Below are 11,509 nucleotides of genomic sequence, written 5' to 3'. Positions count from 1 at the left end.
CGAATCCAAACAGCCCCGGAGGGCGTCATCGGACGAAAGGCGAAGGGCACGGACCCTTCGCCTTTTTAAGCGTTTACGCGCCGACTACGATCGGCCTTGCCAGAGGCGGGACGGCGGCGCTGACAGGCGCGATACCGGCTTCGAACTCTGGACGGAAGTATTTGATCGCGCTGCCCAGCGGCTCCACGGCACCCGGTGCGTGAGCACAGAAGGTCTTGCCCGGGCCGAGGAAACCGACCAGACCCAGCAGGGTCTCGATGTCGCCCGGCTGGCCCTTGCCCTGTTCGATGGCCATCAGCAGCTTGACGCTCCACGGCAAACCATCGCGGCACGGGGTGCAGAAACCGCAGGATTCGCGAGCGAAGAACTGCTCCATGTTGCGCAGCAGCGAGACCATGTTGACGCTGTCGTCCACCGCCATCGCCAGACCGGTACCCATCCGGGTGCCGACCTTGGCGATACCGCCGGCGTACATTTGTGCGTCGAGGTGCTCAGGCAGAAGGAAACCGGTACCGGCACCCCCTGGTTGCCAGGCCTTGAGCTTGAAGCCGTCGCGCATGCCGCCGGCGTAATCTTCGAACAGTTCACGACCGGTGACGCCGAATGGCAGTTCCCACAGGCCCGGGTTCTTGACCTTGCCGGAGAAGCCCATGAGCTTGGTGCCCATGTCTTCGGAGCCTTCGCGGGCCAACGATTTGTACCAGTCAACGCCGTCGGCAATGATCGCCGGCACGTTGCACAGGGTTTCGACGTTGTTCACGCAGGTCGGCTTGCCCCACACGCCGACGGCGGCAGGGAAGGGCGGCTTGGAGCGCGGGTTGGCGCGGCGGCCTTCGAGGGAGTTGATCAGTGCGGTTTCTTCACCGCAGATGTAACGCCCGGCGCCGGTGTGGACGAACAGCTCGAAATCGAAACCCGAACCGAGAATGTTCTTGCCCAGCAGGCCGGCCGCCTTGGCTTCTTCCACGGCACGGTTGAGGTGCTTGGCGGCGGTGGTGTATTCGCCGCGCAGGAAGATGTAGCCACGGTAGGTTTTCAGCGCGCGGGCACTGATCAGCATGCCTTCGATCAGCAGATGGGGCAGTTGCTCCATCAGCATGCGGTCTTTCCAGGTGTTCGGCTCCATTTCATCCGCGTTGCACAGCAGGTAGCGGATGTTGATGGATTCGTCCTTGGGCATCAGGCCCCACTTCACGCCAGTGGGGAAGCCGGCACCGCCGCGACCTTTGAGGCCAGCGTCTTTGACGGTCTGGACGATGGCGTCCTGATCCATCTCGGCGAAGGCTTTGCGCGCAGCGGCGTAACCGTTCTTGGCCTGGTACTCGTCAAGCCACACGGCTTCGCCGTCATCGCGCAGACGCCAGGTCAGCGGGTGCGTCTCGGCCGAGCGCTGGATGCGGTTGGCTGGACCAAAAGATGTCAGGGTCATACGTAGCCCTCGAGCAGTTTGGCCACGCCAGCAGGCTGCACGTCGCCAAAGGTGTCGTCGTCGATCATCAGCGCCGGTGCCTTGTCGCAGTTGCCGAGGCAGCAGACAGGCAGCAGGGTGAAACGACCGTCGGCGGTGGTCTGACCCAGGCCGATGCCCAGATTGTTCTGGATTTCGCTGACCACCGACTCGTGGCCGCCGATGTAGCAGACCATGCTGTCGCAGACGCGAATGATGTGGCGGCCGACCGGCTGACGGAAGATCTGGCTGTAGAACGTCGCCACGCCTTCAACGTCGCTGGCCGGGATGCCGAGGATCTCGCCGATCGCGTAGAGGGCGCCATCCGGCACCCAGCCGCGTTCCTTCTGCACGATCTTCAGGGCTTCGATCGACGCCGCGCGCGGGTCTTCGTAGTGATGCAGCTCGTGCTCGATGGCCGAGCGCTCGGTTTCACTCAAGGTGAAACGGTCTGTCTGGATAAGCGTGCTGTTCATGCTTAGCGGTCCACGTCGGCCATAACGAAGTCAATACTACCCAGGTACGCAATCAAGTCCGCGACCATGCTGCCTTTGATCACCGAAGGGATCTGTTGCAGATGCGGGAAGCTCGGAGTACGGATCCGGGTACGGTAGCTCATGGTGCCGCCGTCGCTCGTCAGGTAATAACTGTTGATGCCCTTGGTCGCTTCGATCATCTGGAAGGATTCGTTGGCCGGCATGACCGGGCCCCACGAAACCTGGAGGAAGTGCGTGATCAGGGTTTCGATGTGCTGCAGCGTGCGCTCTTTCGGCGGCGGCGTGGTCAGCGGGTGATCCGCCTTGTACGGGCCTTCCGGCATGTTGCGCATGCATTGATCGATGATCTTGATGCTCTGGCGCATCTCTTCGACGCGGACCATGCAGCGGTCATAGGCATCGCCGTTGACGGCCAGCGGCACTTCGAATTCGAAGTTCTCGTAGCCCGAGTACGGACGCGCTTTACGCAGGTCGAAATCGCAACCGGTCGAACGCAGGCCGGCACCGGTGACGCCCCATTCCAGGGCCTCTTTGGTGTTGTAGGCAGCGACGCCGACGGTACGACCCTTGAGGATGCTGTTCTGCAGGGCGGCCTTGGTGTATTCGTCCAGACGCTTGGGCATCCACTCGACGAAATCCTTGACCAGTTTTTCCCAGCCGCGCGGCAGGTCGTGGGCAACGCCGCCGATGCGGTACCAGGCCGGGTGCAGACGGAAACCGGTGATGGCTTCGATCACCGTGTACGCCTTCTGGCGGTCGGTGAAGGTGAAGAACACCGGGGTCATGGCGCCGACATCCTGGATGTAGGTACCGAGGAACAGCAGGTGGCTGGTGATCCGGAAGAACTCGGCCATCATGATGCGGATGACATCGACCTTCTGCGGCACCTTGATACCGGCGAGCTTCTCGACCGAGAGCACGTACGGCAGGTTGTTCATCACGCCGCCGAGGTAGTCGATACGGTCGGTGTACGGAATGTAGCTGTGCCAGGACTGGCGCTCGCCCATCTTCTCGGCGCCACGGTGGTGGTAACCGATGTCCGGGACGCAATCGACGATCTCTTCGCCGTCCAGCTGCAGGATGATGCGGAACGCACCGTGCGCCGAAGGGTGGTTCGGGCCGAGGTTGAGGAACATGTAGTCCTCGTTGGCACCGGAACGCTTCATGCCCCAGTCTTCCGGACGGAAGCGCGCGGCTTCCTCTTCCAGCTGCTGCTTGGCGAGGTTGAGGCTGTATGGGTCGAATTCGGTGGCGCGCGCCGGGAAGTCCTTGCGCAGCGGGTGACCTTCCCAGGTCGGCGGCATCATGATGCGCGACAGGTGCGGGTGGCCTTTGAAGTCGATGCCGAACATGTCCCAGACTTCGCGCTCGTACCAGTTGGCGTTGGGCCAGATGCTGGTGACGGAAGGCATGCTGAGGTCGCCTTCGGACAAGGCCACCTTGATCATCACGTCACTATTACGCTCCAGCGACATGAGGTGATAGAACACGGTGAAATCGGCGCCGGTCGGCAGCCCTTGACGCTTGGTGCGCAGACGCTCGTCCACGCCGTGCAGGTCATAGAGCATGACGTACGGCTTGGGCAGGTTGCGCAGGAAAGTCAGGACTTCGACGAGTCTGGCGCGTGCGACCCACAGCACCGGCATGCCGGTGCGGGTCGACTGAGCGGTGAACGCTTCGGCGCCAAAACGGTTGTTCAATTCAACGACCACATCCTGGTCGTCTGCCTTGTAAGGCGGGATGTACAGAGCACTGCCTGTAGTCATGGTTATTTTTTCGCTTTCGGTCAACGTAAAGAATGAAGCCAGCTTCTCGTTACTTGGAACAGAACTGGATCAGACTTCGTCAGGGCTGCGCAGATTGGTGACTGCGATTCGCTGTTCGCGGCGCTGTTCCTTCTGCGATGGCATGTCGGCGCGATAGACGCCTTGATCACCAACGACCCAGGAAAGCGGACGACGCTCCTGTCCAATCGATTCCTGCAACAGCATCAAGCCTTGCAGAAATGCTTCCGGACGGGGCGGGCAGCCAGGTACGTAGACGTCCACGGGCAGGAACTTGTCCACCCCTTGAACCACGGAGTAGATGTCGTACATGCCGCCGGAGTTGGCGCACGAACCCATGGAGATAACCCATTTCGGCTCGAGCATTTGCTCGTAGAGACGCTGGATGATCGGCGCCATCTTGATGAAGCAGGTGCCGGCGATAACCATGAAGTCGGCTTGACGCGGCGAGGCCCGGATCACTTCGGCGCCAAAGCGCGCGATGTCGTGGGGCGCCGTGAAGGCGGTGGTCATTTCCACGTAGCAGCATGACAGGCCGAAGTTGTACGGCCACAGGGAGTTCTTACGTCCCCAGTTGACCGCGCCACTCAGCACGTCTTCCAGCTTGCCCATGAAAATGTTTTTGTGGACTTGATCTTCTAACGGATCGGCAACGGTTTCCCGCTGGCCAATCGGATACTGCTCGTTAGGAGCATCGGGGTCGATCCTGGTGAGATTGTATTGCATTGCCAAAGCCTCATTGTTTCAGCTTCGCCTGCCGCTTGCGACGAGCTTCCGGAGCCCAGTCAAGGGCGCCCACTCGGAACAGGTAGACAAGACCTGCCAACAGAATTGCTATGAAAACGAGAGCTTCGACGAATCCGGTCCAGCCGCTTTCGCGGACGGACACAGACCATGCAAAGAGAAAGAGGGCTTCGATATCGAAGATCACGAAGAGCATCGCGACCAGATAGAATTTGGCTGAGAGCCGCAAGCGGGCGCCACCGGTAGGTAGCATGCCCGACTCGAACGGTTCGTTTTTGCTGCGACCCCAGGCTTTTGACCCGAGGAGGCTGGAGACGCCAAGCATGAAGGCACACAGGCCGACGACACCCAGAAGGAAAATGGCAAAGCCCCAGTTGTGGGCCATGAGTCCTGTCGCTTCGGGCATGCTGGTAATCCTTAACAGAGAGCAAAGGTCTCTGAGCTTGATAAAGAAATAAGGCAGTGACGATATGTCGCAGCAATCAATCGGGCTGATTTTATGGCTAAACACCCGGCAAGTAAAATTCCAAAGGCGAAATTATTTACCGGATTAAGGACATAGCGCCTCCTGAAGGCGCTGCGGCCCATGCGTTGCGGGCATTAGCCGGGTTTCCATCAATTATGTTTTGTAGAGTTTGTAACGAACATAGTTGCTGCTAAATGATAATTGATATCGTTTGGCGTGGTTTTGTAACTGTTTAACGAGTGAGTGGCTGGGAAGTTGTCTTACTTGCGCGTTACTGCAAGTAGCGAAGCCTACCGTTTTAGCGGAAATTTCTGACGCTTGTAGCGCTTCAGATCAATGTTTCGTCTCGCGGCTGACGGTAGCCCTGTGGGAGCGAGCCTGCTCGCGAAAGCGGTGGATCAGCCTCCAGATGTGCAAGCTGACTTATCGCCTTCGCGAGCAGGCTCGCTCCCACAGGGGATTTGTAGTGTCTTTGAGATTCCAACAGGCAAAAAAACGCCCCGATCCAGTCGGGGCGTCAGTCTTGCGGCTTTGCGGTTAGCTTTTTATTCGATCCGCAAAGGCCGTTTGCTCAGGTGAAGCCGAATCAGTGGAACTGTTCTTCTTCGGTCGAACCGGTCAGCGCGGTTACCGACGACGAGCCACCCTGGATCACGGTGGTCATGTCGTCGAAGTAGCCGGTGCCCACTTCCTGCTGGTGCGCAACGAAGGTGTAACCCTTGGCGGCGTCAGCGAATTCCTGCTCTTGCAGCTTCACGTAGGCAGTCATGTCGTTGCGGGCGTAGTCGTGCGCCAGGTTGAACATGCTGTGCCACATGTTGTGAATGCCGGCCAGGGTGATGAACTGGTGCTTGTAGCCCATGGCGGACAGTTCGCGCTGGAACTTGGCGATGGTTGCGTCGTCCAGGTTCTTCTTCCAGTTGAAGGAAGGCGAGCAGTTGTACGACAGCAGCTGGTCCGGGTATTCCTTCTTGATCGCTTCAGCGAAGCGACGGGCTTCTTCCAGATCCGGCTTGGCGGTTTCGCACCAGATCAGGTCGGCGTACGGTGCGTAAGCCAGGCCACGGGCGATCGCTTGATCCAGGCCGGCACGTACCTTGTAGAAACCTTCCTGAGTACGCTCGCCGGTCACGAATGGCTGATCGTACGGGTCGCAATCGGAGGTCAGCAGGTCGGCCGCGTTGGCGTCGGTGCGGGCCAGAATGATGGTCGGCGTGCCGGCAACGTCAGCGGCCAGACGGGCAGCGGTCAGCTTCTGCACGGCTTCCTGGGTTGGCACCAGAACCTTGCCGCCCATGTGGCCGCATTTCTTCACCGAGGCCAGTTGGTCTTCGAAGTGAACGCCAGCGGCGCCGGCTTCGATCATGCTTTTCATCAGCTCGTAGGCGTTGAGTACACCGCCGAAACCGGCTTCAGCGTCAGCCACAATCGGCGCGAAGTAGTCGATGTAGCCGTCGTCGCCCGGGTTCTTGCCGGCTTTCCACTGGATCTGGTCAGCACGACGGAACGAGTTGTTGATGCGCTTGACCACGGTTGGTACGGAGTCCACCGGGTACAGCGACTGGTCCGGGTACATGGACTCTGCGGAGTTGTTGTCCGCAGCCACCTGCCAGCCGGACAGGTAGATCGCCTGGATACCGGCCTTGACCTGCTGAACAGCCTGGCCGCCGGTCAGGGCGCCCATGCAGTTGACGAAATCTTTCTCTGGACGGAAGGACGGCTTGGCACCCTGGGTGACCAGGTTCCACAGCTTCTCGGCGCCCATCTTCGCGAAGGTGTGCTCTGGCTGAACCGAGCCACGCAGGCGGACCACGTCGGCAGCGGAGTAAGTGCGAGTCACGCCTTTCCAGCGCGGGTTCTCGGCCCAGTCTTTTTCGAGGGCTGCAATTTGCTGTTCGCGTGTCAGTGCCATGGAGATAAACCTCGTCGCGTCTTTTATGAAAAGTTGTTCTGCGGTGGAAAATTCCTGCGCTCGCTGACCAGAAGCTTAGGTGGTCAAGTCGGATTCGGCGGGGTAGGCGACGGGATGAACGATGGGCTCGAGGGGAAGTGAGCAGGTAGTGGCGGACTGCGGGGCGCATGCGGGCGTCGTGGGCCTTTATACGGTCAGCAGCGTGAAGCCGGGTTACCTAAATACGCTTCCGTCCCTCGGGACAACTTCGTTCCAGTCGGCAACCTCGTCAAACACACCTTGTGGGCGGTACAGACACGAAGCGGTTCGCGGGGTAGGAGCGAACGGCGCTTCGAAGGCCCTTGCCAGGGCCTCTGATTAGCGGGAGCGAGGCCATCATGCCTTCGCTTTTTTTTCGCGTCAAACGTTTTGTAGTGCTTTTTTTCAAGCACTACATCTTTCGTCTAATACGACTAATCAGTCAGTTTTCGGTGCTTTAGTCCAGTGTGTCGACTTTCACCCGCAAGGTCATGTCATCACGGCCTTGAGTCGAGTAGCTGCGGGTCAGGCCCTGTTTATCGGCCTGAGTCTGGCTGTTGACGCCCGCCAGAGTGATCCACTCACCGAGGCGCCCGGTGACGGTTGTGTCGGTGCTTTGCACGTTCACTACATCGGGACGTTCCTGGCTCATGCGGTCACGGTTGGTACTGATCGCCAGATGAACGGTCTCGCCGGTGACGCTGGCGGTGACGTAGAAACCCTGGGTGACGTTGCGGTATTGGGTCTCGCTGCTGTAACCGCCGTAGGAATCGCTCTGGGTGTTGGTGATCGGCACGCTCTGGCCGACCTGGATCAGCGCCGGAGTGCCTTCGCTGGTCTGCACTTGCTGAACGCCGCCGTTGCGGCTGGTGGTGCTGCGGCTGATGATCCGGGTCTGGCTCGGCTGGGCGCCATTGACCGCATAACCTTCGTCGCCACGGCCGTTGTTTTCGTTGGTGTCGACGGTGATCAGCAAGCGCTTCGGTGCGGTATCGAGTTGCGCCAGCAGATCCTTCAACTCCTGAATCTTGCCCGGCTCGGCCTTGACGATCAGCTGATTGCCGTAAGCGCTGACCTGACCGTCCTGGCCGATGAAATCCTGCGCCACTGGCAACATGTCAGCGCTGGTGTGGTATTTGAGGGGGACGATTTCTGTGGCTGCCAGCACCGAAAAACTGCAGCCGAGCAGCAGGGTGGTGAGCAGGGTGCGTAGGGACATGTCCGTTATCTCCGCGTTCGAAAGGCTTGATATTGCCAGTTTGTCGGCCCGGGGTGGGGCAAGTTGAATCGTAGACAGCAAAACGCCCCGGCATCCGAAAATGGCGGGGCGTTTTGTGGTGTTCTTGCGGCCTTTTGTGGTGAGGGGATTTATCCCCGCTCGGCTGCGCAGCAGTCGCCGACCCAGCGCGCTCGATTTAACTGACTCACCGAGTTTTCTGGATCTGGGGCTGCTTCGCACCGCAGCGGGGATAAATCCCCTCGCCACAGGGATCTAGAGATCTCGGAGTCAGGCCGAATGCCGAACCATGTCGACATGCGGAATCCCGGCCTCAAGAAACTCTTCGCTGACCAGGCTGAAGCCCAGGCGTTCATAGAACGCCGTGGCTTGCACCTGAGCGCTGAGCTTCTGTTGCTTCAAACCGCGCGCTTCAGCTTCGGCGATGACCGCTTGCATCAGCGCGTCACCGACCTTCATTCCGCGCCAGTCTTTGAGTACCGAAACCCGACCGATATGCCCATCGGGCAACAGTCGCGCCGTGCCGATCGGGAAGTCGCCTTCGAACGCCAGAAAATGCACGGCGGTCGCGTCGTCGGCGTCCCACTCAAGCTCGGGTGGCACCGATTGTTCGGCGATGAACACCGTTTCACGAATGCGCCGGATCTCGGCGATATCCTTCTGCCAGTCTGCGACACGAACGCGAATTTTATTCATCGGCGAACCCCAGGCTTCCTTGCTTGACCAGTTCGCAGAGCAGGCTGCGGCCGTCTTCGTCGCTCAGCCACTCGCCGAGGTTATCGGCGTGCAGGGCGTCAGCGGCGCAGATCAGCTTCAGCAGTTCACGCAGCTTGCCCGGCAGGTAGCGGCTCTGGCCACTGGCGAACAGCAGCAGATCGTCGTCGACTTCCGACCAGGCCAGGCGCGCGCTCGGGTTGCGGATCAGCACGGCGCCGTCCTGCAGGGCGGCGAGGAAGTCTTCTTCTTCGACGTCTTCCGGGCCGACCACCAATTCGGGGTAGCGCGGCTCGGTCATGTACTGGCCGAACCAAGTCAGCAGCAGACGCTCGTCGCTCATGTGTTCGGCGAGCAGGCTTTTCAGACGATCCAGTGCATCGTGTTGAATCTGGTGCGGATCGACCGCCGGCTTGGCGTCGGCATCGGTGTAGCGCTCTTCGTCAGTCAGGAACTGGCTGAGGAAGTCGGTGAAGTGGGTCAGCACTTCAGCGGCGCTCGGCGCGCGGAAACCGACCGAGTAAGTCATGCAGTTGTCGACCGCGACGCCGCAATGGGCCAGACGCGGCGGCAGGTAGAGCATGTCGCCTGGCTCCAGCACCCATTCTTCGGTCTCGTGGAATTCAGCGAGGATGCGCAGGTCGGCGTGTTGCAGCAGCGGGCTCTCGGAATCGCACATCTGGCCGATTTTCCAGTTGCGCTTGCCGTGGCCCTGCAGCAGGAACACATCGTAGTTGTCGAAATGCGGGCCGACGCTGCCACCCGGGGCGGCGAAGCTGATCATAACGTCGTCGACGCGCCAGCTCGGCAGGAAGCGGAAGTTTTCCAGCAGTTCGCTGACTTCCGGCACGAACTGGTCAACCGCCTGCACCAGCAGCGTCCACTCTTTTTCTGGCAATTTGCTGAACTCGTCTTCGGCGAACGGGCCGCGACGCAGTTCCCATGGACGCTCGCCATGTTCGATCACCAGGCGCGATTCGACTTCTTCTTCCAGGGCCAGGCCGGCCAGTTCGTCGGCGTCGATCGGGCTTTCGAAGTCAGGAATCGCCTGACGGATCAGCAGCGGTTTTTTCTGCCAGTAGTCACGCAGGAATTCGCGTGCTGTGAGGCCGCCCAGAAGTTGAAGAGGAATATCGGAATTCATATGTAACCTATTGAAAAAAAGCACTTTTCAGACGGGAATAAAAACGCCCGGCGCGGCCGGGCGTCTCAAACGGGGCAAACGGTCGATCAGATGCGTTTGGCTTGTGCCACTGCGTTGCCGATGTAGTTGGCCGGAGTCAGTTGCTTGAGCTCGGCTTTGGCTTCGGCTGGCATGTCCAGGCCATCGATGAAAGTCTGCAGCGCTTCAGGGCTGATGCCCTTGCCACGGGTCAGTTCTTTCAGCTTTTCGTACGGGTTTTCGATGTTGTAGCGACGCATCACGGTCTGGATCGGCTCGGCCAGGACTTCCCAGCAAGCGTCGAGGTCAGCGGCAATCTTCTGCTCGTTGAGCTCCAGTTTGCTGATGCCTTTGAGGCTGGCTTCGTATGCGATCACGCTGTGGGCGAAGCCGACACCGAGGTTGCGCAGGACGGTGGAGTCGGTCAGGTCACGCTGCCAGCGGGAGATCGGCAGTTTGCTCGCCAGATGCTGGAACAGTGCGTTGGCGATACCCAGGTTGCCTTCGGAGTTTTCGAAGTCGATCGGGTTGACCTTGTGCGGCATGGTCGACGAACCGATTTCGCCAGCGATGGTGCGCTGCTTGAAATAACCCAGGGAAATGTAGCCCCAGATGTCGCGGTCGAAGTCGATCAGGATGGTGTTGAAGCGCGCAATGGCATCGAACAGCTCGGCGATGTAGTCGTGCGGTTCGATCTGCGTGGTGTACGGGTTGAAGCCCAGACCCAGCTCGTCTTCGATGAAGGCGCGGGCATTGGCTTCCCAGTCGATCTGCGGGTAGGCCGACAGGTGCGCGTTGTAGTTGCCGACGGCGCCGTTGATCTTGCCCAGCAGCGGTACGGCAGCGACCTGAGCGATCTGGCGCTCGAGACGGTAAACCACGTTGGCCAGTTCTTTACCCAGAGTAGTCGGCGAAGCCGGCTGGCCGTGGGTGCGCGACAGCATCGGCACGTCGGCGAAACGGATGGCCAGTTCGCGGATGGCGTTGGCGGTCTGGCGCATCAGCGGCAGCATCACGTCGTCACGGCCTTCGCGCAGCATCAGGGCGTGGGACAGGTTGTTGATGTCTTCGCTGGTGCAGGCAAAGTGGATGAATTCGCTGACCTTGGCCAGCTCCGGCAGCTTGGCCGCCTGCTCTTTGAGCAGGTATTCGATAGCTTTGACGTCGTGGTTGGTGGTGCGCTCGATCTCTTTGACGCGCTCGGCGTGCTCCAGCGAGAAGTTTTCAGCCAGTTCGTTGAGAACGGCGTTGGCCTCGGCGGAGAAGGCTGGCACTTCAGGGATGCCAGCGTGGGCGGCCAGGCGCTGGAGCCAGCGCACTTCAACCAGAACGCGGGCACGGATCAGGCCGTACTCGCTGAAAATCGGGCGCAGGGCCTGGGTTTTGCCGGCGTAGCGGCCGTCAACAGGGGAAACCGCAGTGAGCGAAGAGAGCTGCATGGGGTGTTCTCGGACAGTCGGGCAACGAAATGGGGCGCGTATCATACATGAAAAAATCCGCCGGTCCGTCGCCAACTGACCGGCGTATT

At 60.1% G+C, this 11,509-nt stretch carries 10 protein-coding genes; all 10 read right to left on the bottom strand.

Annotation, left to right across the window (positions count from 1 at the left end):
* Positions 1-73: 73 nt before the first annotated feature.
* The 10 genes from nuoF to purB all read right to left on the bottom strand — a co-directional run bounded on the left by nuoF (position 74) and on the right by purB (position 11,420).
* Positions 74-1,429: an NADH-quinone oxidoreductase subunit NuoF gene (nuoF, locus tag QMX86_RS10440; RefSeq protein ID WP_024013417.1), complete on the bottom strand. Its 1,356-nt coding sequence runs from the start codon at positions 1,427-1,429 to the stop codon at positions 74-76.
* Positions 1,426-1,923 (bottom strand): NADH-quinone oxidoreductase subunit NuoE, encoded by a 498-nt coding sequence (gene nuoE / locus QMX86_RS10435; protein ID WP_003223804.1) that lies wholly within the window; start codon positions 1,921-1,923, stop codon positions 1,426-1,428. The genes nuoF and nuoE overlap by 4 nt, the downstream gene beginning before the upstream one ends.
* Positions 1,924-1,925: 2 nt before the next feature.
* Positions 1,926-3,710 (bottom strand): NADH-quinone oxidoreductase subunit C/D, encoded by a 1,785-nt coding sequence (gene nuoC / locus QMX86_RS10430; protein WP_282385865.1) that lies wholly within the window; start codon positions 3,708-3,710, stop codon positions 1,926-1,928.
* A gap of 69 nt (positions 3,711-3,779) precedes the next feature.
* The gene (locus QMX86_RS10425; protein WP_016775278.1) at positions 3,780-4,454 is read right to left on the bottom strand and encodes an NADH-quinone oxidoreductase subunit B; all 675 of its coding nucleotides are present in this window, start codon (positions 4,452-4,454) and stop codon (positions 3,780-3,782) included.
* A gap of 10 nt (positions 4,455-4,464) precedes the next feature.
* A complete protein-coding gene (locus tag QMX86_RS10420) occupies positions 4,465-4,878 on the bottom strand; it encodes an NADH-quinone oxidoreductase subunit A (RefSeq protein ID WP_003223812.1) in 414 nt (137 codons plus the stop codon).
* A 646-nt stretch (positions 4,879-5,524) separates the two neighbouring features.
* A complete protein-coding gene (gene aceA / locus QMX86_RS10415; protein ID WP_016775277.1) occupies positions 5,525-6,850 on the bottom strand; it encodes an isocitrate lyase in 1,326 nt (441 codons plus the stop codon).
* A 475-nt stretch (positions 6,851-7,325) separates the two neighbouring features.
* Entirely contained in the window at positions 7,326-8,087 is a 762-nt protein-coding gene (locus tag QMX86_RS10410; RefSeq protein ID WP_073471299.1) for a secretin N-terminal domain-containing protein, read from the bottom strand.
* 288 nt (positions 8,088-8,375) lie between these two features.
* Positions 8,376-8,801: a GNAT family N-acetyltransferase gene (locus QMX86_RS10405; RefSeq protein WP_016775275.1), complete on the bottom strand. Its 426-nt coding sequence runs from the start codon at positions 8,799-8,801 to the stop codon at positions 8,376-8,378.
* The gene (locus QMX86_RS10400) at positions 8,794-9,963 is read right to left on the bottom strand and encodes a cupin domain-containing protein (RefSeq protein WP_016775274.1); all 1,170 of its coding nucleotides are present in this window, start codon (positions 9,961-9,963) and stop codon (positions 8,794-8,796) included. The genes QMX86_RS10405 and QMX86_RS10400 overlap by 8 nt, the downstream gene beginning before the upstream one ends.
* Positions 9,964-10,049: 86 nt before the next feature.
* The gene (gene purB, locus QMX86_RS10395; protein WP_003223822.1) at positions 10,050-11,420 is read right to left on the bottom strand and encodes an adenylosuccinate lyase; all 1,371 of its coding nucleotides are present in this window, start codon (positions 11,418-11,420) and stop codon (positions 10,050-10,052) included.
* Between the last annotated feature and the right edge of the window lie 89 nt (positions 11,421-11,509).

It is taken from the genome of Pseudomonas sp. PS01270 (assembly GCF_029959775.1).
GTDB lineage: Bacteria > Pseudomonadota > Gammaproteobacteria > Pseudomonadales > Pseudomonadaceae > Aquipseudomonas > Aquipseudomonas atacamensis.
This window is presented reverse-complemented; position numbering and strand designations above follow the sequence as displayed.

Bases quoted from the DNA above. Each gene is read 5' to 3' on its own strand.
- nuoF (WP_024013417.1), bottom strand. From the start codon at position 1,429: ATGACCCTGACATCTTTTGGTCCAGCCAACCGCATCCAGCGCTCGGCC.
- nuoE (WP_003223804.1), bottom strand. From the start codon at position 1,923: ATGAACAGCACGCTTATCCAGACAGACCGTTTCACCTTGAGTGAAACC.
- nuoC (WP_282385865.1), bottom strand. From the start codon at position 3,710: ATGACTACAGGCAGTGCTCTGTACATCCCGCCTTACAAGGCAGACGAC.
- QMX86_RS10425 (WP_016775278.1), bottom strand. From the start codon at position 4,454: ATGCAATACAATCTCACCAGGATCGACCCCGATGCTCCTAACGAGCAG.
- QMX86_RS10420 (WP_003223812.1), bottom strand. From the start codon at position 4,878: ATGCCCGAAGCGACAGGACTCATGGCCCACAACTGGGGCTTTGCCATT.
- aceA (WP_016775277.1), bottom strand. From the start codon at position 6,850: ATGGCACTGACACGCGAACAGCAAATTGCAGCCCTCGAAAAAGACTGG.
- QMX86_RS10410 (WP_073471299.1), bottom strand. From the start codon at position 8,087: ATGTCCCTACGCACCCTGCTCACCACCCTGCTGCTCGGCTGCAGTTTT.
- QMX86_RS10405 (WP_016775275.1), bottom strand. From the start codon at position 8,801: ATGAATAAAATTCGCGTTCGTGTCGCAGACTGGCAGAAGGATATCGCC.
- QMX86_RS10400 (WP_016775274.1), bottom strand. From the start codon at position 9,963: ATGAATTCCGATATTCCTCTTCAACTTCTGGGCGGCCTCACAGCACGC.
- purB (WP_003223822.1), bottom strand. From the start codon at position 11,420: ATGCAGCTCTCTTCGCTCACTGCGGTTTCCCCTGTTGACGGCCGCTAC.